The sequence below is a fragment of the Mesorhizobium sp. M0207 genome (assembly GCF_040321995.1).
Taxonomy (GTDB): Bacteria; Pseudomonadota; Alphaproteobacteria; order Rhizobiales; family Rhizobiaceae; genus Mesorhizobium.
In genome coordinates this window covers 26,054-48,450 of record NZ_JAMYSQ010000035.1, presented here as the reverse complement: position 1 = coordinate 48,450, position 22,397 = coordinate 26,054, and the positions used below count along the sequence as shown (strand labels likewise).

The window sequence follows — 22,397 nt, the reverse complement described above, 5'->3', positions numbered from 1 at the left end:
CCAGAAAATAAGAGAAAACCTGTGTTGCGTTTGACGGATGAGAGCTGTAAATTTGTCATGATTGTAAAACGCCGCCATGCCATCAGCGGATGTAAATTTCTGTCAAGGGCAGTCGATTGGCCGACCACAAAATCTTTGCCGGGCCGCGCATTCGTCGCATCCGCAACGCCAAGGGGCTGACCCAGACGGCGATGGCCGAAGGGCTCGGCATCTCGCCGTCCTATCTCAATCTCATCGAGCGCAACCAGCGGCCGCTGACGGTGCAACTGATCCTGAGACTGGCAACTGTCTACAAGGTCAACCCGCACGAATTGCAAGGCGAGGCGAGGGGGTCGGTTGCCGACTTGAAGGAAGTGTTTTCAGATCCGCTGCTGGCCGGCGAACTGCCGGGCGACCAGGAACTCATCGAGCTTGCCGAGGCGGCGCCAAACGCCTCCGCTGCCGTCATAAAGCTGTTTCGCGCCTATCGCGAGCAGGCCGAGCGGCTATCCGATCTCAACGAACTGCTCGCGCGTGACGGCAAGGCCACCGCCCTCTCCGGTGCCAGGCTGCCGATCGACGAGGTGCATGAGATTTTCGAACGCCGGCCGAACCATTTTGCCGCGCTCGAAGAGGAAGCCGAGGCATTCACGTCGGTGCTCGATCGCGGCGACGGTCTGTTCAGTGCGTTGAAGGCCTGGCTGCGGCGTGAATTCGGCATCGTCGTCAAGGTATTGCCGGTCGCCACCATGCCCAACTGGCGGCGTCGCTATGACCGTCACTCGCAGCGCCTGTTCCTGTCCGAGCGGCTGTCGCCATTCGATCAACTGCGCGAGGTGGCGATGGAGGCCTGCCTGATCCGCATGAGCGTCGCTGTCGCCGCCGAGATCCAGGTGCTGAAGCTGACCACCGACGAAGCCCGCCGGCTGGCGCGTTTCGAGCTCGGCCGCTATGCCGCGCACGCGCTGATGATGCCCTATCAGCCTTTTCACGCGGCGGCGGTCCGCGCCCGCTATGACATCGACATGTTGCGGTCGCGCTTCGGCGTTTCGTTCGAGCAGGCGGCCAACCGGCTGACCACCCTGCAGCGGCCGGGTGCGCTGGCTGTGCCGTTCTTCATGCTCGAGGTCGACAATGCCGGCAATCGCTTCCGCAAGGCGGGCAGCCACGGCTTTCCGCAAAGCCGCTTCGGCGGCGGCTGTCCGAAGCTGCCGGTCCATGCCGCCTTCGCTCAGCCCGGCCAGATCCTGGTCGAGGCAGTGGAAATGCCAGATGGCGCAGCGTTTCTCTGCATTGCCCGCACGCTCGAGGGGCCGCAGGGCTCGTTTGCCGAGCGCCCGCGGCGCACGGCGCTGTTGCTCGGCTGCGACATCGGTTTTCGCGACGAGGTCGTCTATGGAGCGGCATTGCCGGGGCCGGCCGCCATCGGCAAGACCGGACAGAGCGCCGCTGCGCTGGCTACGCCGGTCGGCCCTGCCTGCCGGCTGTGCGAACGCATCGGCTGCCTCGCCCGCGCCGAGCCACCCGTTACACGTCCGCTCGGCCTCGACGAGATGGTCACGGGACTGTCGGCGTTCGATTTCCAGTGATTCGGCTCCAGCAATATTGCGGCTGAATCTTCGACCAAAGGACCTCATCTGTTCCTGCGGCGGCAACCAGTAAGCTGGTTCGCGGTTGCCGGCCAAAATATTGGTTCGGCCAAAATATTGATTCAGCCGAATATTGATTCAGCATTGACGGTACGGTATCAAAAAAAGAACTGCGCAACGGTCGGGGGATCAATGATGGGCAGGACAGTTTTTTGGCTTGGCGCTCGCGTTTTCGGCCGATCCCGCATTGGCTGAAAAGTCCTCGGATTTCTTCAAATCCTATCAACAGTATAATGATGCCGGCAAGGCGTTCCTGGACAAGATCGATCCGAAGACCGGCGCGATAAATCTTGCCGAAGGCGTCCATCTCGACCTCAAGGACAAGTTCTATTTTCTGGACAAGAAGGACACGCTCTCCGTCCTCACCGAAGCCTGGGGCAATCCGCCCGACTCTGGTTCCGATGCCCTCGGCATGATCTTTCCAGTCTCCCATGATCCCATTGCCGACAACAATTGGGGGATAGAGCTGCGCTGGGAAAAGATCGGTTACGTCGACGACAGCGACGCCGCGTCCATCGATTACAATGAACTGCTGCGCAACATGCAGTCAGACACTCTGTCCGGCAACGATCAGAGGGTAAAGGATGGCTATGCGCCCATTACGCTGATCGGCTGGGCGTCGCCGCCGGTTTATGACGCGGCCCACAAGCGCCTGCACTGGGCCAAGGAGCTGCAATTTGGCAACGATGCCGCCCATACGCTCAACTACGACGTCCGTTTCCTTGGCAGGGAGGGCGTCTTCGTGATGAGCTATATCGCGACGGTGGAACAATTGCCGGAGATAAGGCAAAGCCTGGATGAAGTGCTTGGCCTCGCGGACTTCAATACCGGCAAGACATACGCTGATTTCGTGCCGGGCGTCGATACGGTTGCGGCGATTGGCGTCGGTGGCCTGATTGCCGGCAAGCTGGCGGCGAAAGCAGGTTTTCTGGTCGTGGCGCTGATCGCGCTGAAAAAGTTTGGCCTGCTCCTGCTGGTTCCGCTGGCCGGTCTCTGGCGCTTTATCCGCGGCAATAGGGGCACGTCGTAAAGCCATCGTCGACCGGTCGCCTCGGATCATCGCCGGGCGAGGGCGATGCGCCCTCGTCAGTGCGCCAAACGGAACATCGAACTGGATCACGCCCGGCCTTCTGCTTTGCGTTACGCGAATGAGGCACGTCTCTGTCGTCCATTGCACATCGTGCTGCTCCGAATTCGCCGACAGTCATACCCATGACCGATACCGCATCATCTCCGGTTGCCGCTTCGCCGATCGTGTCGCCGCAAGGCGAACGCGTCGGCTTCCTGCTGGTATTCCTGTCGGCGTTGATGTGGAGCTTCGGCGGCAGCATTGCGCGCTTCATCGACAACGCCGACAGCTGGACGGTGGTGTTCTGGCGCTCGGTCTGGGCCGCCGCCTTCCTGCTCTGCTTCATGGTCTGGCGCGATGGCTGGCGTGGCACGCTGAAGCTGTTTCGCGGCATGGGCCTGGCCGGCCTTGCGGTGGCGTTCTGCTTCGCCACGGCGTCGACCTCTTTCGTCGTGGCGCTTGCCTATACCACCGTCGCCAACATCCTGTTGATGCAGGCCGGCGTGCCGCTTCTGGCGGCGCTGTTTGCCTGGGCGCTGTTTCGCGAACGGGTGGCGGTGGCGACCTGGGTGGCGATCGCCGCCGTTATTGTCGGCGTCGCCATCATGGTGTCGGAATCGCTCGATGGCGCGGTGTCGCCAATCGGCGACGGGCTGGCGCTGCTCATCGCTGTCATGTTCTCGATCGCCACCGTCATCACGCGCCGCTTTGCCCATGTGCGCATGACGCCGGCGACCTGCCTCGGCACGATGCTGGCGGCCGCCTTTGCGGCATCGCAGGCGTCGGCGCTGGGCGTCTCCAGCCACGATATGGGCTTCCTCTTTGCCTTTGGCGTGATCAATCTGGGACTCGGTCTCGCCTTCTTCGCCACCGGAGCCCGGCTTGTTCCGGCCGCCGTCGCGGCGCTGCTCGGCACGTTCGAACCGATCCTTGGCCCGATCTGGGTCTGGCTCATCCATTCCGAGGTGCCGTCGGCGCGCACCATCGTCGGCGGTGCGGTCGTGGTCACCGCGCTGCTCGTCCATATCGGGCTCGAGTTCAAACGCCAGACGCGGCCCGCGCGAGCGGGCGTCACCGGTGTGCCGTCACCTAATTGATGCAGTGCGCGCGTCAAAGCGAGATGAACCATTGACAACGTCGCAGCCGCGCGGGCAGGCTGCGATCACGGCAACAACAAGACAGGCGTATCTTGCCAAGTCTCCATGCCGGTCGCATCGAGGCCGGACAATATCGTCGTCTCCCTGCCCGCGCCGTAGCGAAAGCTTCCGACGGCGTCGGAACACCACCAACGCCACGCCAGGTCTTCGCTGTCGGCTCGCCGCCGAACGATAATGGCGCCGGCAATTCGCGCTTGTCGCCTGCCTGCAAGCCCAATACCTTGAAGCAAATGCCCAGCCGCGCGGACGCCGCGACGAGCTGGCGACGGAACACTCATCAAAGGAGAATAGCATGACCCGCAAAGCGCTCTGGCTTTCGGCGACTTCGGCGTTTCTGGCAGTTTTTACCTTGGGCGCGCATGCCGAGGATCGCGTCGTCAACGTCTTCAACTGGTCGGACTATATCGACAGTTCGATCATCGACGACTTCACCAAGGAAACCGGCATCAAGGTCGTCTACGACACTTTCGATTCCAACGAGATCCTGGAAACGAAACTGCTCGCCGGCGGCAGCGGCTACGATGTCGTCGTGCCCAGCGGCAATTTCCTTGCACGACAGATCCAGGCGGGTGTGTTCCAGAAGCTCGACAAATCGAAACTGCCGAATATTTCCAACATGTGGGATGTTATTTCGGAGCGGACCAATGAATACGACCCCGGCAACGAATATTCCGTCAACTATATGTGGGGAACGGTCGGAATTGGCTACAACATCAAGAAAGTGCAGGCGGCACTTGGCTCCGACAAGATCGACAGCTGGGATGTTTTCTTCAATCCAGACACACTGAAGAAGCTCAATGATTGCGGCGTTCATGTGCTGGACTCGCCGGCGGACATGATACCGGCTGCATTGAAATATCTCGGTCTTGACCCGAACAGCACGTCTGCCGACGATATCGCCAAGGCCGAGGAGGCACTGCTCAAGATCCGGCCCTACATCCGCAAGTTCCACTCTTCCGAATACATCAACGCCCTGGCCAACGGCGATATCTGCCTGGCGGTCGGCTTCTCGGGCGACATCTTCCAGGCGCGCGATCGCGCCGATGAAGCCAAGCAGGGTGTCGAAATCGGCTACTCCGTGCCGAAGGAAGGGGCGCAGATATGGTTTGATCAGATGGCGATACCGGCCGATGCACCGCACGTCGCCGAGGCACACGAATTTCTCAACTACATGATGAGGCCGGAAGTGATCGCCAAATCATCAAATGCCGTTCTGTACGCCAACGGCAACAAGGCTTCGCAGCAGTTCATCGACAAGGCGATTCTGGAAGATCCTGCGATCTATCCCGACGCCGCGACTATGCAGAAGCTCTACACCGTTTCGCCTTACGATCCCAAGACCCAGCGCATCATCACCCGCACCTGGACCAAGATCGTCACCGGCCAATAGCAACCTGACCAGGGCCCGGCAGCCGTTGCCGGGCCGCTTTCTCATGAGGCAAGCAGCAGGACGGAGTGGGACATGAAATCGCTTGGCAGCATCCGCAGGGATTTTGCGCCATGGAACGATCCGAACGCCAAGCCATACATCCAGTTCGACAACGTCACCAAGAAATTCGGTGAGTTTACAGCGGTCAACAACCTGTCGCTGACCATTTTCGAACGCGAATTCTTTGCCTTGCTGGGGGCCTCAGGCTGCGGGAAATCGACGCTGCTCAGGATGCTCGCCGGCTTCGAGGAGCCGACCGCCGGCCGCATCCTGCTCGACGGCCAGGATCTGCGCGGCATTCCGCCCTACCGACGGCCGGTCAACATGATGTTCCAGTCCTACGCCTTGTTTCCGCACATGACGGTCGAGAACAACATTGCCTTCGGCCTCAAGCAGGAAGGCATGGCCAAGGCCGACATCGACAAGCGCGTCGCCGAGATGCTGAAGCTGGTCAAGCTCGAGCAGTTCGCCAAGCGCAAACCGCACCAATTGTCGGGCGGCCAGCGCCAGCGCGTTGCACTCGCCCGCTCGGTGGCCAAGCGGCCGAAAGTCCTGCTGCTCGACGAGCCGCTTGGTGCGCTGGACAAGAAGCTGCGCGAGGAGACCCAGTTCGAGCTGATGGACCTGCAGCAGAACCTCGGCCTCACCTTCGTCGTTGTCACCCATGATCAGGAAGAGGCGATGACGATGGCCGACCGCATCGCCATCATCGACAAGGGCGAGGTGATGCAGGTGGCGACGCCGGCCGAGGTCTACGAGGCGCCGGGTTCCCGCTTCGTCGCCGGCTTCGTCGGCAATGTGAATATGTTCGACGGCAAGATCGCGGCTGGCGAGGCCGGCAGCGCGAGCATCGATGCCGGCAACGGCATCACCATCTGGACCGAAAATGCCGGCAATGCCGCGGCCGGGACATCCGTCACCTTCGCCATCAGGCCGGAGAAGATCAAGGTGTCCTCCATAAAACCGGCCGGTGCCGTCAACGCCATCGAGGGCGAGGTCTACGACATAGCCTATCTCGGCGACATGACCGTCTATCACGTCAGGCTGAACGACGGTCAGGTGGTGCGGGCGAGCACCATGAACGCGGCACGTCTCACCGAGGACCCATTGACCTGGAACGACCGCGCCTGGGTTTCTTTCCGCCCCGACGCCGGCGTCGTCCTGACACGGTAGAGACTGATCATGTCCGCTGTCACTGCCGCAACAAGCTCTCCGGCAAGTGCTGCCGGCAAATCCGCCTTGGTCAGGCTGGGAGCGGCGTTCGTTAGCCGGCTCGTCATCATCATCCCCTACCTCTGGCTGCTGTTCTTCTTTCTCGTCCCTTTCATCATTGTCTTCAAGATTTCGCTGTCGCAGACGGCGATCGCCATGCCGCCCTACACGCCGGTGCTTGATTTCCGCAGCGGCATTTCCGGGTTTATTTCAGGATTCGGCGCACTGAATTTCGACAACTATACCTGGCTGACGCAGGATGCGCTTTACTTCAATGCCTATGTGACGAGCGTCATCGTCGCCGCCATCTCGACGGTCCTGACATTGCTGGTCGGCTATCCCATAGCCTATGGCATGGCGCGCGCCCCAGCGACGATTCGCCCGACCTTGCTGATGCTGGTGATCCTGCCGTTCTGGACCTCGTTTCTGATCCGTGTCTACGCCTGGATCGGCATCCTCAAGCCCGAGGGCCTGCTCAACCAGCTGCTGCTCGCCACCGGCATCATCAGCCAACCGCTGATCATCCTCAACACCTATACGGCGATCTTCATCGGCATCGTCTACTCCTATCTGCCGTTCATGGTGCTGCCGCTCTATTCGTCCTTGGAGAAGATGGACCATTCTCTGATCGAGGCCGCCAAGGATCTCGGCTGTCCGCCGACCAGCGCCTTTTGGAAGATCACCTTCCCCCTGTCGCTGCCCGGCGTCATCGCTGGCTGCCTGCTGGTGTTCATTCCCGCCGTCGGCGAGTTCGTCATTCCCGACCTGCTCGGCGGCTCGCAGACGCTGATGATCGGCAGGACGCTGTGGAACGAGTTCTTCGCCAACCGTGACTGGCCGGTGTCGTCCGCGGTTGCCGTCATCTTGCTGCTGCTGCTGATCGTGCCGATCATGCTCTTCCAGCGAGCCCAGGCGCGCGCCCAGGAGCAGGACCAATGAACGCGACCTGGAGCCGCTTCAACATCACGTCGATCGTGCTCGGCTTTGCCTTTCTTTACCTGCCGATCGTCCTGCTCGTCGTGTTCTCTTTCAACGAATCGAAGCTGGTCACCGTCTGGGGTGGCTTCTCGACGAAATGGTACGTGTCGCTGTTCCACAACCGGGGTCTGATGGACGCCACCTGGGTGACGGCCCGCGTCGGCGTCATCTCGGCAAGCGTGGCGACCGTGCTCGGCACGCTGGCGGCGCTCACCTTGACACGCTACACGCGCTTTCGCGGCCGGCTTCTGTTTTCCGGCATGGTGTTTGCGCCGCTGGTCATGCCGGAAGTCATCACCGGCCTGTCGCTGCTGCTGCTCTTCGTCGCCGTCGGCCTCGACCGCGGCTTTCTCACGGTGACGCTTGCCCACACCACGCTAACCATGTGCTTCGTTGCGGTGGTGGTTCAGTCGCGCCTGATCACTTTCGATCGTTCGCTGGAAGAGGCCGCGATGGACCTCGGCGCGCCACCGGTGAAGACCTTCTTCCAGATCACGCTGCCGGTCATCATGCCGGCTATCGTCTCCGGCTGGATGCTGGCCTTCACGCTGTCGCTCGACGATTTGGTTATTGCCAGCTTCACCTCGGGACCCGGCGCCACGACGCTGCCGATGAAGATCTACAGCCAGGTCCGCCTTGGCGTGACGCCGGAAATCAACGCAGCCTGCACCATCTTGATCGCGGTCGTCGCAGTTGGCGTGATCATCGCTTCGCTCGCAAACAAACGCCGCGAGGTGCAGCGCCAACGCGACGAGCAGGCCGCGCAGCGCGGTTGATGCTGCTGCTGCTTACTCTCCCGAAACGCCGCGGCTTATCGGCGAGATGAACGGCGTGCTCCAGGTGCCGCCGACGAAGAACGACGACTGATTGGGTCCCTGGCCGTTCGTCTGCGTGGCAGCCTGGCTCGGCTGGACGATGCCGCCGGACAGCGCCAGCCCGCGTCCGGCATAGGATGCGATGCCGGAAAGCCAGATCTTGTATTGCGCGGAATTCACCTCGGCCTTGTCGATGCGCGCCACGCCGTTCGAAATGCTCGCCTTGAGCTCGGCCCCGTCGATCGGCAGCGTTCCGTCCGAGACGTCGTCCAGCGCGAAGAATCCGCCCTGTTCGGTGTGCTTGAGGAACGCCGGCAGGTTAAGCCGGCTCAGCGCACCCGCGCCGAACGTCGCCGACAGCGAGCCATTGGCGTTTTCGAAAATCGAGTCCCAGGTTCTGCCAGGCCCCTTGAGGATGACCGAAACGGTTCCAGTGCCGATCGGCACCAGCCGCGTCATCCCGGCCGCGGTGCCGAAAGCGCCGCCGTCGATATCGGAAGCAAGCAGCCGGATCTCGACTTCCGTGCCGGCGGGCTTGCGGTCGAAACGGACGCTGCTCTGGACGTTGCCGCCAAAGGCGGATGCATCCGAGATGTCGAAGACGGCAAGGCCGTTCTTGACCTGGGCAGTGGCGGCGACGTCGGCAAGCTGGATGGCGCCGGCGGTGGCATGCGCCGCCGACAGCCTGAGATCGAGATTGATCCGGTCGGCGAAGCTTGTGTCGATTTCGCCCGGGCCGGTGCCGCCGGCGGATGGTACCGGCGTAAAGGCGGAGAGAAATGATCTGAGGTCGAGCGTATCGAAGGCAAGTGTGCCGGAGATCACCGGCAGTGCCTCACCATAGGTGAAGTCCAGCGCACCCATTCCCGGGTTGTTGTCGAGGGTCAGGGCCGTGTTTTCAAATTTGACGCGCCCGGCCGTCGCCGTGATCTTGCTTGAAACCGAGATCGAGCCGATTGCGGCACCGGGCGCGATGCCGGCCTGCGACCATTCGAGCACGCGTCGGAGCGAAGGTGCGGCGAATTTCGCCTGGCCGTCGAAATAGCCGTTCTCCGACATGCTGGCACGGCCGTCGAACGAAAAACTGGCCGGTGCCGCCTTGAAGGAAAATGTGGCCGGTGCTGTGCCGCCACCAAACAGCACGAGCGGGTTCGGCGATGCTGCGTCGATGGCAACACTTTCGCCGCGCCATATCCCGGTCGCCGACAGCGTCGCATTGCTATTCATCGCGGCCCAATTCGCCTGGCCGCTCAGGCTGCTCAATATCTCCTGGTCCTTGCCGCCGATGGCAGCCACTACGCGGCCGTCCCTGAACTCGACTGTGCCGAACGGATCTGTCGGCAGCTTGCCGAGATCCGGCTTGGCTGGATTTGTGTTGATCACCGCGCGGGCAGCATCGATCGAACGCGTAATGCGCCCACCGCTGGGAATCACAGGCAGGAAAAACCCGCTCGCGGTACGCTGAACCCGGATCGTCGGTCGTACCAGCCGCGCCGTCGAAAACACCACATCGCCACGCAGCGCCGCCATCGCTGAGAGGTCGACCTCGACCCGTTCGGCCTCGACCACGGGCGGCGCATCCGTCTCTGTCCATTGCGACAGCGTCACGTCGCTCAGGATCGCCCGGAAATTCGGCCAGACCTCGATACGCGGCGCGCCGTCGATGGTGACCCGGAAACCGCTCCACGCGCTCATTTCCCACGCGATACGGTCGCGTACGATGCGGGTCGAGGCGATCAACGGCAAGGCTGCGACAACCAGCGCGATGACGATGACGGCTGCGCCGATCGCCCATATTCCGCGTCGGATCAAAGGTGATGGCATATCGCCCCGTATGCTTCCATTCCGACAAAATCGCCCGACGGGTGTAACCGACGGCTGACGCATTTCAAGTCTTTATGGCCCGGCGATGGCATTTGCGCACACCCTGACCGGCGCGGTCCAACAAAATCTTGCTCTGCTGCATCGCGATATGCATAAGCGATGCAGCCTACGGAGAAACAATGATGGCTGACGACGCACCGCTCTGGATCCCGACGCAAGAGCAGATCGACGCGGCGCCGATGACCGCCTTCATGAATGCCGCGGCGAACATGGCCGGCAAGGTTTTCTCCTCCTATGCCGACCTGCATCGCTGGTCGATCGATGATCGCGAGACCTTCTGGAGCCTGGTCTGGGACTTTTGTGGCATCGTCGGCGACAAGGGCGAACGCGTGCTGGTCGATGGCGACAAGATGCCCGGCGCGACCTTCTTTCCTGAGGCAAAGCTGAACTTCGCCGAGAATCTCCTCAAGAAAACCGGGCTTGGCGACGCAATCGTCTTTCGCGGCGAGGACAAGGTCGAGCGGCGGCTGTCCTGGAACGAGCTGCATGCGCTGACCTCGCGACTGCAGCAGCTTTTCCTGTCGCTCAAGGTGAAGAAGGGCGACCGCATCGCCGCGATGATGCCCAACATGCCGGAGACCGTTGCTGCGATGCTGGCGGCCGCCTCGATCGGCGCGGTCTGGTCGTCCTGCTCCCCAGATTTCGGCGAGCAGGGAGTTCTCGACCGGTTCGGCCAGATCGAGCCTGTCGTGTTCATCGCGCCGGACGGCTACTGGTACAATGGCAAGGCGATCGAAGTCGCCGACAAGATCGCGGCCGTGGCGGGCAAGCTCGCCACCGTCCGTAAAGTCCTCATTGTCGACTATCTCGGCACCTCGCTCGACGTCGCCGCAACCATCGGCAAGGCGGCTGCGCTGGAAGAGGCGCTGTCACCCTTTGCCGCAAGGCCTGTCGCCTACGAAAGGCTGCCGTTTTCGCATCCGCTGTACATCCTGTTTTCATCGGGCACGACCGGCATTCCCAAATGCATTGTCCATTCGGCCGGCGGAACGCTGATCCAGCACGTCAAGGAAGAACGGCTGCATGCCGGCCTGCTCGACGGCGACCGCTTCTTCTACTTCACCACCTGCGGCTGGATGATGTGGAACTGGCTGGTGTCGGGCCTGGCATCGGGCGCCACCTTGCTGCTCTACGACGGCTCGCCGTTCTACCCGGACGGCAATGCGCTGTTCGACTTCGCCGATGCCGAAAAGATGACCTATTTCGGCACCTCGGCCAAATTCATCGATTCCGTGCGCAAGGCCGGCCTGAAGCCGATCCGCACGCATGATCTTTCCAGCGTGCGCACCATCTCATCGACCGGCTCGCCGCTATCGCCGGAAGATTTCCGCTTCGTCTATGAAGGCATCAAGAAGGACGTGCATCTGGCTTCGATTTCCGGCGGCACCGATATCGTCTCCTGCTTCGTGCTCGGCGTGCCGATCGAACCGGTATGGACCGGCGAGATCCAAGGGCCCGGGCTCGGCCTTGCCGTCGATGTCTGGGCCGATGACGGCCGCCCGCTCCGCCAGGAGAAGGGCGAGCTCGTCTGCACCAAGGCGTTTCCGGCAATGCCGATCGGCTTCTGGAACGACCCTGACGGCAGGAAATACAAAGCCGCCTATTTCGAACGTTTCGACGATGTCTGGTGCCACGGCGATTTCGCCGAATGGACCGTCCATGGCGGCCTGATCATCCATGGCCGTTCCGACGCCACGCTCAATCCGGGCGGTGTCAGGATCGGCACGGCGGAGATCTACAATCAGGTCGAGCAGATGCCGGAAATCCTCGAAGCGCTGTGCATCGGCCAGGATTTCGACAATGACGTGCGTGTCGTGCTGTTCGTGCGGCTGGCGGCGGGCGTTGAGCTCGATGCCGAGCTGGAAAAACGCATCCGCGCGAAAATCCGCACCGGGGCGAGCCCGCGCCACGTGCCGGCCAAGATCGTCGCCGTCAGCGATATTCCGCGAACCAAATCGGGCAAGATCACCGAGCTCGCGGTACGCGACATGGTGCACGGCCGCGCCATCAAGAACAAGGAAGCGCTCGCCAATCCCGAAGCGCTCGAGCTGTTCCGCAACCTGCCGCAGCTTGCCGACTGACCCCGGGATCCAAGGTAGGAGCTGTTTTGAGGTCTCCGGTATCGTTAACAAATTATCTCTTCGGAATTTACCTAGATTTCATGAGTGGTACACATTGGTAAATTTTCCGGCGTGCCGGTAAGGATTTGTTAAGGCCCGGCATCAATAGTCGTGCGTAACTTGAGGGAGAAATCCCGTTCCTCTTAGCCCCGAGAGGATCTGATTCGCTCAAGCCCCGTTGTGACAGCAATCCTATCATTCAAGGCGTCCTGTTGGACGCCTTTTTTCTTTGCGCAACCATAGCTAACCGGCGAGCACGCGGGTCGAGGGAAAGGCGACTTCGACCAGGGTTCCCTCGCCGGGCGTCGAGTTGATGGTGAACCGGGCCCGGTTCGCTTCGACCATCGCCTTGGTCAGCGGCAGCCCAAGACCCGTGCCGTCGCCACGGCCGCGCTTCAGCGCATTGATCTGCTTGAACGGCTTCAGCGCCTGCTCGATCTCGGACTGGCTCATGCCGATGCCGGTATCGCGCACGCGCATGACGACATCGCCGGAGATCTCGTAAGCCGTCGACACGATCACCTGGCCGCCAGCCTGCGTGTAGCGGACGGCGTTCGACAGGATGTTGAGCGCGATCTGCCGCACGCTGCGCAGATCGGCCACCACTTCCGGCAGCCGCGAGGCGAAGCTGGAGCGGATGATGACGCGTTCCCGGTTGGCTTGCGGCTGCATCATCGCCACGGTTTCGGCCAGTGTGTCGTTAAGCGACACCGCCTCATAGGCCATCTCCTGCTGGCCGGCCTCGATTTTCGAAATGTCGAGCAGGTCGTTGACCAGGTCGAGAACGTGGTTGCCCGAACGGTTGATGTCGCGCAGATAGTCGCGATAACGGTCATTGGCCACCGGCCCGAATTTCTCGTCGACCATCAGCTCGGAAAAGCCGATTATGGCGTTGAGCGGCGTGCGGATCTCGTGGCTGATGCGGGCCAGAAAATCGGTCTTCTGCGACGAAGCGCGTTCGGCGACTGCGCGCGCCTGGGTCAAGTCCTCTTCGGCCCGCTTCCACTGGGTGATATCGCGCACCACCGCACAGAAGCCGCTGTCGTTGGGCAGCCTGCCGATAGTCATGAACAGCGGAATGAAACGCCCCTGCGCCTCGCGCCCGATCACCTCGCGGCCATCGTTCATCACGCTTGCAACGCCGGGCTCCGACAACCCCTCGAGATAGTCACGCGCCGCGCGCTGGCTTTCGATCGCAAACAGCGAGACGAACGGTTTGCCGGTCACCTCGTCGCTGTCGAAGCCGAACAGCGCTTCCGCCGGACGGCTAATTGAACGGATCGTTCCGTTACGGCCGATCAGCACGACGCCGTCGGTGGCGGTGTCGATGATAGTGCGCATTTCGGCAATGCGTGCCTTGAGCTCGGAAACATCCGGCTGCGTTTGGTCTTCGGCGGCGCCATGTGGAATGGCTGCTGCCTCGTCGTCGCCGGAACGACGTACGACCAGCATCAGCGCCTTGCCGTTTCCCCAGGGCACGGAGCGTAAAATCGCATCGATCGGAAACTCCTGACCTTCGCGCGTTTTCAGCCGCAGAGCGCGGTCGCCGCCGTCCGAACTGCCGTCGTCGGCATAAGGGTCGGCAAACAGCGCGCCGAGCCCGCCGGCCTCGTCCAGGGAATTGAGCGTCGCATAGCCGGTCAAGCCGAGGAATTCGTCGTTCGCGTAATGCAGCTGATCGCCGGAATGGATAAGCACCGGCACTGGCAGCTTGCCGAGGATCGAGGTATCCGGCCCCGTGTTGTCCTCTCCGGCAAACGCCGACGGCACGAAGCCGTCGAGTTTGAGCGGTGGTGCCTGCGGCCGCTCGACAGGCGGCACCTGGCCGGCAGCATCGGCTGCGGCTGCGCTGTCCTCGGACCAATCCTCGCTGTCCTCGGCGTCACGGAAGTCTTCGGCCGTCATGCTGTCGTCGTCGCCATCCCGCGGCGCTTCGGCGACGATCGTTCGACGGTTCGTGCTGGGCTCAACGCCTTCCTGCGCCTCATCGCTGGGTTCGCGGTCGGCATAGTCGAGCAGCGATCCGGAAACAGGGCGTGTGACGGGTTCGCCGGCTTGCGCCTCTGCTTCCGCCTCATCCGGCTGCTCGCCGTCAAGTCGGGCGAGGTCCTTCTGGTCCTCGGCATCGGCCTCGGGCGGTTCGGCGGCAGCCGCCTCGCTTTCCGGACCTTGCGCCGGCATCTCACCCTTGTCCGCCAGCCCGGCTTCTTTCAGCTTTGGCTCGTCGGCCTTGCCGGCTGCCTCGACTTTCTCAACCGGCTTCTGCTTTCCGGCGCTGGGCTGCTCTTCGGCCGGGGTGCTGTCCTTCTTGAGACGCTCGCCAATCTCGCGAAACGCGCTGCGTTCCAGCGTCGACAGGCCCTTGTCGTTGGCCGGCTGCCGGTGCTCGGCCAGCCGGATCACCTTGTCGGCAAAGCGCCGCTCGGGTTTTGGCACGATGGTCAATGCCGGCACTTCGCCCCTGAACGGATCGGCGGGTTTAGGTGTCTCGGGGAGAGGTTCGACGGCTTTCGGCCCGATGGTCGCGGCAGGTTTCTCCTCGGCGACAAGGGCCATGCCGACGGCATCCGGATCGACCACCGCATCGCCGCTCCTGGCCACGCCGAAACCGCGAAAACCTTCGAAAACGCGGCTGCGGCTGTAAACCGGGAGCGCCGCCAGATCGACGGGTATCTTCAGATCGGTGCCGGCGACCGGCCACAGCACGGAGCGGCCGGACCAGGTGTCGCGCCGTTCGAGCAGGCCGGCAATCTCGCCAGAAGCATCGAGGCCATAGGCGGCCGAAACATCCTCGAAGCGGCGGCCGATCACGTCGGCGGCAGGCTTGCCGACGAGCTCGGCAAATTCCGGCGACAGGGCGCTGAAATGGCCCTCCGCGTCGGTACGCCAGACGAAACGCATGGGCGCGGCGGTGCGATCGATCGCCGAAGCGCGGTGTTCGGCCGGGGAGGCGGCTTTGGTGGCTTTTGCGGCGCTTTCCGGCGAAGTATCCGCGCTGGCTGGGGTCTCGACTTCGCCGGACACAGCTGCCCCGGGCGGGACCTGCGTGTCGTCGCCGGCATTGAAGTACCAATGGTCATGCTGCGTCGGCGTTTCGCCAACCGTGCGGTGATCGTCGGCCGCGTCGGCAGGTTCGTGCTCCGCCGATGCTGAGGTGCCTTCCATCGCTGCAAGGTCGATCTCCGCCGCGCCGCTGCTGGCGATCGGCTGCTCGTTGTCCTGGTCCGTTGGCTGGGGAAGATCGCCACCGCTCGGTGCCGCTGCCGCCTCGGTTTCCCCGCCGGCGCGTTCGCCATCGGGAGCCTCGCCGTCAAGCCGGTCCTCGTCGATCACCACCAGCAGGTGCCGCTCTTCCGTCAGCCGGGCAAGGCCCGCGGGATAGGAGCTGGACCCACCCGGAACCAGGCGCTTGACGATGCGGTCGCTCTCGTTCGCCACGTCGGCGACAAGCGCGGCCAGCGTCTCAGGCCGGATGCCGAGCGCCGAAAAGCCGTCCGATGCGGCGTCGATATTGCCCTTGGCATCGACAAAGGCGATGTAGTGGCCGTCTTCCGTAAAGCCACCGATGGCGCGGTCGGCGATCTCGGCCGCGCTGCGCGAGCCGGTCTGCGCCGCCGGCAGCGCCAGCATGATTGCTTCCTCGCCATCGGGCATGGTCACCGCGCTGGCCAGGAAACCGACGGCGCGGCTGGTCAGGCCGGTCGCCAGCCGGACCGTGATGGCACGGTCGCGGCCGATCTGCGGAAAACCGCTGGTTGCCATGATCTGGCGCCGGGCGATCAGCGGCAACCCTGCCGAGGCGCCGATGATAGCGCCGATGTCCGGATAGCCGAATACCGCCGCGCCGGGCCCGTTGGCCCAGATCACCTGCTCGAGATCTGCCGACAGAATGGCGATCGCGTCGCCTGCGGCGAAGCGCAGGCGGACGGCGTCGAGCACGGCGACGTCAAGGAAGGAGTAGTTTTCAGCCGGCATGCGCTTGGCGACCCTCACAGAGCGGGCAATTTGCGGTTAACGCTTTGTTAATAAAAGCCGACGGCGCGAAGGTCCACAAGTCATAGCGTGCAACCAGCGGAATCTCTAGGCGCGTGGTTAACGCCGCGAACCAAATATTTTATGGTGCGATGCAACAGATATGTTGCAATGCACAAAATTTGCCTTTATATTGCCATGATAGATGAACGAGACGGCATTTTGTCAAAGCCGCTGCCGCTGAAAAGGATGGAAAATGTCCAGGACCAAGACCGCTGAAACGATCGAAAACGTTGAATTCCCGAGCTTCGACGCTTCGAAGGCCACCGACCAGATCCGTGCCTTCGCCGAAAAGGGCGTTGAGCAGTCGAAAGAGGCCTACGCCAAGCTGAAGACCGGCGCCGAGGAGACCCAGAAGGCTCTGGAGTCGACCTATGAGACCGCCAAGTCCGTTTCCAGCGACCTGTCGCTCAAGACCATCGCCGCCCTGCGCGCCAATGCCGAAGCCGGCTTCTCGCATTTCGAAGCGCTGATCGGCGCCAAGTCGCTGTCGGAAGTCGTCGAGTTGCAGACCGCTTTCCTGCGCAAGCGCGTCGAAATGACCGTCGAGCAGGCTAAGGACTTCCAGGCGGTTGCTGCCAAGGCGGCCGAGGACGTATCCAAGCCGATCAAGACCGCCTTCGAGAAGGCCGTGAAAGAAATCAAGATCGCCTAATATTTGCGCACAGTTTGACGATGCATCAAAAGGTCGCATTTCGTCAGACAAATAGATGTGCGATATAGTGGTTCAAGTGAATACCCGGCGGGTGGAACCTCCTCCCTCTGCTCACCGGGGTGACCAGCCAGCACCTCCTCCCGCTGGCTCGTAACAGGAAAAGGCCGGCACCTCCTCCCGCCGGCCTTTTCTTTTGTCCGGCGGAAAATGACTCGATGCCGGAGCGAGCTTTTGCCTTGCCAAAAGCCTTGAATTAAACTCCGATAGCCCGTATGGACGCATCGCCGAACGACAGAGCGGGTCCCGAACGTTTCATCTCGATCCCGCTCAGGCAAACGTGCCGTTGTAGCTCAGATGGTTAGAGCGCCGGATTGTGGATCCGGAGGTCGCTGGTTCGATCCCAGCCAACGGTACCATTCAGCTTTCAGCCAGGTTTCTGACCAATAGCGCCGAGCGTTCACTACGATCCCGTAGCGCTCACCCGCGGTCCCGCGCCTGACGCGCGCCGCGCAGGTGATCCACGAGGGCTCTCAGCTTCGGCGCGATATTTCGTCGGCTTGGGAAATAGAGATAGAAACCCGCAAACGGCGGAAGATAGCCGTCGAGGATTGGCACGAGCTCGCCGCGGTCGAGCCAGGGGCGGAATGTATCGGCCATGCCGAACGTGATCCCGGCGCCCGCAACGGCCAGCCGGATCATCAGCCACATGTCGTTGGTCGTGATCTCGGGCGCGACTGCCACGTCGAACTCGCGCCCGTCCTCGCCGAACTCCCAGCGATAGGGCGAAACTCCCGGCGCCGGCCGCCAGCCGATGCATCGACGTGCCACAAGCTCGCGCGGATGGGCGGGTGCTCCGAACTTTTCGAGATAGCGCGGGGCGCAGACGGCCATCTGTCGCTGATCGCCCGATACCGGCACGGCAATCATGTCCTGCTCGATCACTTCGCCGAGCCTCACTCCCGCATCATAGCCTTCGGCAACGATGTCGAATTCCTCGTCGGTGACCACAATATCCAGATGCACCTCGGGAAATCTTTCTGCAAAGGACGCCAGCAATGGTCCTGACAGAAAGGCCTCTGCGATAGACGAAACCGCGATCCGCAGGCGGCCGCGCGGGCGGTCCAGCAACTCCGTGGTGGCTTCGATTGCCGCGTTCACGTCGGCGATCGCCGGTGCGACGCTCGCCAGCAGGCGCTCGCCCGCTTCGGTCAGGTTGACGCTGCGTGTCGTGCGCTGCAGCAATGCGATGCCAAGGCGCTGTTCAAGCCTGAGGATGCTCTGGCTGACCGCTGAGCGCGTCACGCCCAACCGGTCTGCCGCAGCGCGAAAATTGCGTTCCTCGGCCACGGTGACGAAGACGGCAATTGCATTGAGATCGATGTCCATTGGTTAGCCAAACTTACCATAGAGATTAACGGCGGGCGGCTTATCGCGACAATGCCATGGCTCTATCTCTGTCGCAACGGCAAGAAAGGCTTGATCCCCCGATCCAGGTCGATGCCGGCTGACCAAGGAGATACCCCATGACATCACTGCCTTCCTCCTGGAACCTGGATGGAAAGGTCGCTCTCGTGACCGGCGCGGCACGCGGAATCGGTCGTTGCACGGCGGAGCTGCTGCGTGCGCGCGGGGCCCGGATCGTGGCAAGCGATCTCAGCGACAGCGTACGCGAATTGGAAGCCGAGGATGTGGCAACGCTGGTCGGCGATGTCGCCGACGAGGACCTGGCCAGACGCTCGGTCGAACTCGCCGCGAAGCGCTTCGGACGACTGGATATCGTCGTGAACAATGCCGGTCGCACGCTCAACAAACGACTGACTGAGACCTCGGTCGACGACTATGACCGCATTCTGCAGATCAACGCGCGCGGCAGCTTCGTCACTGCCCGTGCCGCTGTGGAACTGATGGCCGCCGGCGGTGGCGGCGCGATCGTCAATGTCTCGTCGATCTCGGCGGTTGCGGCCTTCGAGACGCAGGCGGCCTATGCCTCGTCCAAGGCGGCTGTCGCACAGCTGACCAAGGTGATCGCGATCGAATACGGGCGCATGGGCATTCGCTGCAACGCCGTTGCCCCTGGCGTGATCGAAACCGACATCATGGAAGGCGTGGTGGAGAATGGCCGGGAGATGCTGCGCAGCTTCGGCGGCGCGCATCCAATCGGCCGGATCGGCCAGCCGCAAGAAGTTGCCGAGGCCATCGCCTTTCTTGCCTCGCCGGCGTCCAGCTTCATCACCGGGGCCTTGCTTCTGGTCGATGGCGGCTACACCGCCCAGTGAGCCCCCCAATAGGGCCGGCGCGCCGCGGGAGCTCACCCGCACCCAATCCCTTCACATCGTGAAAATAATCACAGACCAAAAGGATCATCTCGATGACCATGAACAGAGTTGTTCTGATCACCGGTGCCTCCAGCGGCATCGGCGCTGGCATTGCCCGCGAGCTTGGCGCGGCAGGTGCGAAGCTGATGCTCGGCGCACGCCGCACCGACCGCCTTGAAGCGCTTGCGGCCGAAATCGAGGCATCTGGTGGAACGGTTCGCGTGCGAGCGCTCGACGTCACCAGGAGGGCGGATGTCGCAGCATTCGCCGACGCAGCCCGGGCCGAATGGGGCCAGGTCGATGTCATCGTCAACAATGCGGGCGTCATGCCGCTGTCGGCCATGGCAGCCATGAAGGTCGACGAGTGGGAGCTGATGGTGGACGTCAACATCAAGGGTGTTCTGTACGGCGTCGCGGCGGTTCTGCCCGAGATGACGGCACGCGGCTCCGGTCACATCATCAATATCGGTTCCATTGGCGCACTGGCCGTCTCGCCCACGGCTGCCGTCTATTGCGCAACGAAATACGCTGTCCGCGCGATTTCCGATGGGCTCCGCCAGGAGAGTGACGATATCCGCGTAACCTGCATTCATCCTGGCGTGGTGGAAAGCGAGCTGGCGAACACGATCTCCGACGAAGCCGCTGCCGCCGCCATGAAAAGCTGGCGTGCTATTGCACTGAAACCCGATGCCGTCGCCAGGGCAGTGCGCTATGCAATCGAACAGCCCGACGATGTCGACGTCAACGAGATAGTCGTGCGTCCGACGAAGGCGGCGCATTGATGCGATCCACTTTGGCCGCAGTGCTTACGGGTATTGCCGTTGCTGTAGCTCCAACCGGCCTGACCCTTCCTGCAACTCCAATCCTTGCGGAGGAACCAATGACGCACCAAGCTCATCCCTATGTCGGAATGTGGGTCACCGAGGATCGCCATATCAGGCACGAACTCCTGGCGAACGGCCGTTATGACGAAGCGCGCGGTGACCGCGAAAGCGCCTACCGGGGACGCTATGAAGTGCACGGCAACCACATAGAATACTGGGACGATACGGGCTTCACCGCGGATGGTGAGTTCGTCGAAGGCGTCCTCTATCATGCCGGCATGATCCTTTACCGCCAGCGGTAGAGAGCCACCCTGAGACAAGCACTTCAGGGTTTCCACAAGACGCTATTGCATGCCTTGCATGAGGCGCTCGGCAGCTTGCACGGCAAGGCCCGTCACACCACATATCTCCCAGCAAGCGCGGCGGAAAGAAGCAGGACCGCAAGCAGAGTCGACATTGCAAATGGTTATCACTATATAGCGGCGGCTTTGACGGCTCGCCTCTTACATGGTGCCGGCGAGAGCGCGGTAAATGTGCTAGTCATTGCGACATCTATTGTGATCTAAAACGGCTTGAAAACCGACAAAAAGCAAATAGAAACAATAGCGCGGGTCGAACGAGTTTCCTCGAGAGAATCAGTCCTCAAGAACTAGAACGTGCTCCTTGAACCCTCCATTCCCTTCGGCTCTGTGGACCTCGGACAAGTTCGGCTTGCCGGGCGAAGCCGACTCGGCTCGAATGGCAGCACGCATCTTTTCGAAGATGCCGACGTTTATGATTACCAACCGGCATAGCCGCTAGGGAAACAGCAGTATGAGTGAACACGCAATCGAGTTCTTGCGCGGGTGGATTGGCGAAAAAGTCCACTGCCAGCCCTCGCCAGCCAGGATCGAGAAGCAGGCCGAGACCCTCGCCAGGGAATGTGCGGCCAAGGCCGCCGAAGCCGGCATACCCCTGGAGGATATCCAGGAAGAGGTCGGCGACATTCAGGAGCTCATTGCTTCGAGGCTCGAAGAGGCGGCCGAGGCCGACCAGGACGAGCAGAATTCCAACAAGCCTGCCGGCTGACGGACCGCCCCCCGGCAAAACCTGCCGGGCGAACATTGCCTGTCTGATGCAGTTGCGCGGTCTTATCGCCGCGCAGCTTTGCCAAATCTCTCCTCGAGCCATGCTTCCGGCAACGCTGGCACGAAATTGTCGTCGCGCCCGGTCATGTCTTCATTGGCGACCAGAGCATTGAGGATTGCCTCTTCCACGCTCTGAACGACGGCGTCGAAGAACGGGTTGATGTCGGCATCCGGTATATAGCCGGCGCTGACCAGCTTGCCGGCCGCGCCGCGCGCCGCATCGGCATTGGCCGTGCTGAAGGCCAGAAAAATATCGCCGGATGAATTGTATCCATAGCCGCCGGTCAGCGCGACGCCGAGCGGCAGGCGTTTCGCCAGCCGTTTCAACTGGTGCGGCATGAATGGCGCGTCGGTGGCGACGATCGCGATGATCGAGCTCTTTTCCGCTCGCGGCGTGTTGTCCCGGGTCGCCGGTTCGGCGAGTTCCGCTCCGGCTCTGATGCCACGGATCACGAGGTTCCGCCGTGCACCGAAATTCGACTGGACGAAGCAGCCGATCGTGAAACGCTCTCCATTCCAGTCGACGCTGCGCGAGGATGTGCCGGACCCTGCCTTGAAGCCGAAGGTGATCATGCCTGCGCCGCCGCCGACGCTGCCCTCTTCGATCGGCCCGCTTTCAGCCGTTTCGAGCGCGGAAAACACGTGCTCGAAGCTCACATGGTGGCCGTTGATATCGTTCAGGAAGCCGTCGTAAGTCTCGCCCGCCACCGGCAGCGCCCAGGCGCTGTCGAGCGATTGCGGCAGCACCGCCTGCATCCAGCGCAACGTTGCGTCGCGGCTGACGCCGCAGGAATGCGTGTTGGTGATGGTGATGGGAAGATTGAACGCTCCAAGTTCCTCTATCAGATGCGAGCCGGTCAGTTCGCCATTGCCATTGGCGCTGAACATCCCGGCGAACGCCGGGACGGCCAACTCGCCTCTGGGCCGTGGCAGGATCGCGGTCACGCCGGTGCGTACCGGACCCTTGCCGACGACGAGCGGCCCATCCCCTGAGATCAGCGTCGTATAGCCCACCGTCACGCCAGGCACATCGGTGATGGCGTTGAAGCGGCCCGGCGTTCCATCGAATGGGATCGCGAAGGCGCGGGCGCGCAGTTTGCCCGAGGGCATTGCAAGGTGCGGGTCGGTCATTTCACCCTCAAAGAAGTCTTG

General features: G+C 62.3%; 17 protein-coding genes and 1 tRNA gene. 14 read left to right on the top strand and 4 right to left on the bottom strand.

From position 1 onward, the window contains the following. Nucleotides 1–116 precede the first annotated feature (116 nt). The 7 genes from NKJ15_RS29935 (at nt 117) to NKJ15_RS29905 (ending at nt 8,249) form a co-directional block, all read left to right on the top strand. Entirely contained in the window at nt 117–1,568 is a 1,452-nt protein-coding gene (locus tag NKJ15_RS29935; RefSeq protein ID WP_352773944.1) for a helix-turn-helix domain-containing protein, read from the top strand. A gap of 217 nt (nt 1,569–1,785) precedes the next feature. Beyond that, nucleotides 1,786–2,658: a DUF2167 domain-containing protein gene (locus tag NKJ15_RS29930; RefSeq protein ID WP_352773945.1), complete on the top strand. Its 873-nt coding sequence runs from the start codon at nt 1,786–1,788 to the stop codon at nt 2,656–2,658. 182 nt (nt 2,659–2,840) lie between these two features. Further along, entirely contained in the window at nt 2,841–3,794 is a 954-nt protein-coding gene (locus NKJ15_RS29925; RefSeq protein ID WP_023677450.1) for a DMT family transporter, read from the top strand. A gap of 352 nt (nt 3,795–4,146) precedes the next feature. Further along, entirely contained in the window at nt 4,147–5,244 is a 1,098-nt protein-coding gene (locus NKJ15_RS29920; protein ID WP_352773946.1) for a polyamine ABC transporter substrate-binding protein, read from the top strand. A 72-nt stretch (nt 5,245–5,316) separates the two neighbouring features. Continuing rightward, a complete protein-coding gene (locus tag NKJ15_RS29915) occupies nt 5,317–6,456 on the top strand; it encodes an ABC transporter ATP-binding protein (RefSeq protein WP_352773948.1) in 1,140 nt (379 codons plus the stop codon). Between the two features lie 9 nt (nt 6,457–6,465). Continuing rightward, nucleotides 6,466–7,434: an ABC transporter permease subunit gene (locus NKJ15_RS29910; protein WP_352773950.1), complete on the top strand. Its 969-nt coding sequence runs from the start codon at nt 6,466–6,468 to the stop codon at nt 7,432–7,434. Beyond that, nucleotides 7,431–8,249: an ABC transporter permease gene (locus tag NKJ15_RS29905; protein WP_352773952.1), complete on the top strand. Its 819-nt coding sequence runs from the start codon at nt 7,431–7,433 to the stop codon at nt 8,247–8,249. The genes NKJ15_RS29910 and NKJ15_RS29905 overlap by 4 nt, the downstream gene beginning before the upstream one ends. A gap of 12 nt (nt 8,250–8,261) precedes the next feature. On the opposite strand, the gene NKJ15_RS29900 is transcribed toward NKJ15_RS29905, so the two are convergent. Beyond that, the gene (locus NKJ15_RS29900) at nt 8,262–10,112 is read right to left on the bottom strand and encodes an AsmA family protein (protein WP_352773954.1); all 1,851 of its coding nucleotides are present in this window, start codon (nt 10,110–10,112) and stop codon (nt 8,262–8,264) included. 182 nt (nt 10,113–10,294) lie between these two features. Here NKJ15_RS29900 and NKJ15_RS29895 point away from each other — a divergent pair, with 182 nt between their 5' ends. Then, nucleotides 10,295–12,253, top strand: coding sequence for an acetoacetate--CoA ligase (locus NKJ15_RS29895; RefSeq protein ID WP_352773956.1), 1,959 nt, complete (start codon nt 10,295–10,297; stop codon nt 12,251–12,253). A gap of 282 nt (nt 12,254–12,535) precedes the next feature. Here NKJ15_RS29895 and NKJ15_RS29890 read toward each other — a convergent pair whose 3' ends face one another. Then, a complete protein-coding gene (locus NKJ15_RS29890; RefSeq protein WP_352773958.1) occupies nt 12,536–16,267 on the bottom strand; it encodes a PAS domain S-box protein in 3,732 nt (1,243 codons plus the stop codon). 253 nt (nt 16,268–16,520) lie between these two features. Between NKJ15_RS29890 and NKJ15_RS29885 the strand changes: the two genes are divergently transcribed. Together NKJ15_RS29885 and NKJ15_RS29880 are read left to right on the top strand one after the other, a co-directional pair. Beyond that, complete coding sequence (locus NKJ15_RS29885; RefSeq protein ID WP_254819298.1) at nt 16,521–16,979, top strand: phasin; 459 nt, start codon at nt 16,521–16,523, stop codon at nt 16,977–16,979. Nucleotides 16,980–17,318: 339 nt separating this feature from the next. Next, a tRNA-His gene (locus tag NKJ15_RS29880) sits at nt 17,319–17,395 on the top strand. A gap of 61 nt (nt 17,396–17,456) precedes the next feature. On the opposite strand, the gene NKJ15_RS29875 is transcribed toward NKJ15_RS29880, so the two are convergent. Continuing rightward, nucleotides 17,457–18,365: a LysR family transcriptional regulator gene (locus tag NKJ15_RS29875; protein WP_352616690.1), complete on the bottom strand. Its 909-nt coding sequence runs from the start codon at nt 18,363–18,365 to the stop codon at nt 17,457–17,459. 137 nt (nt 18,366–18,502) lie between these two features. Here NKJ15_RS29875 and NKJ15_RS29870 point away from each other — a divergent pair, with 137 nt between their 5' ends. From NKJ15_RS29870 to NKJ15_RS29855, 4 genes are all read left to right on the top strand, one after another. Then, on the top strand, nt 18,503–19,255 hold the full coding sequence (locus NKJ15_RS29870; protein ID WP_352616693.1) for an SDR family NAD(P)-dependent oxidoreductase: 753 nt from the start codon (nt 18,503–18,505) through the stop codon (nt 19,253–19,255). A 92-nt stretch (nt 19,256–19,347) separates the two neighbouring features. Beyond that, a complete protein-coding gene (locus tag NKJ15_RS29865; RefSeq protein WP_352773961.1) occupies nt 19,348–20,076 on the top strand; it encodes an SDR family oxidoreductase in 729 nt (242 codons plus the stop codon). Beyond that, nucleotides 20,076–20,420 carry an Atu4866 domain-containing protein gene (locus NKJ15_RS29860; protein ID WP_352472700.1) on the top strand — a complete coding sequence of 115 codons (345 nt, stop codon included), beginning with the start codon at nt 20,076–20,078 and terminating at the stop codon, nt 20,418–20,420. Before NKJ15_RS29865 ends, NKJ15_RS29860 begins: the two co-directional genes overlap by 1 nt. Nucleotides 20,421–20,931: 511 nt before the next feature. Then, on the top strand, nt 20,932–21,186 hold the full coding sequence (locus NKJ15_RS29855; protein ID WP_023719384.1) for a DUF768 domain-containing protein: 255 nt from the start codon (nt 20,932–20,934) through the stop codon (nt 21,184–21,186). Nucleotides 21,187–21,248: 62 nt separating this feature from the next. Here NKJ15_RS29855 and NKJ15_RS29850 read toward each other — a convergent pair whose 3' ends face one another. Beyond that, nucleotides 21,249–22,376 carry a DmpA family aminopeptidase gene (locus NKJ15_RS29850; protein WP_352616697.1) on the bottom strand — a complete coding sequence of 376 codons (1,128 nt, stop codon included), beginning with the start codon at nt 22,374–22,376 and terminating at the stop codon, nt 21,249–21,251. Between the last annotated feature and the right edge of the window lie 21 nt (nt 22,377–22,397).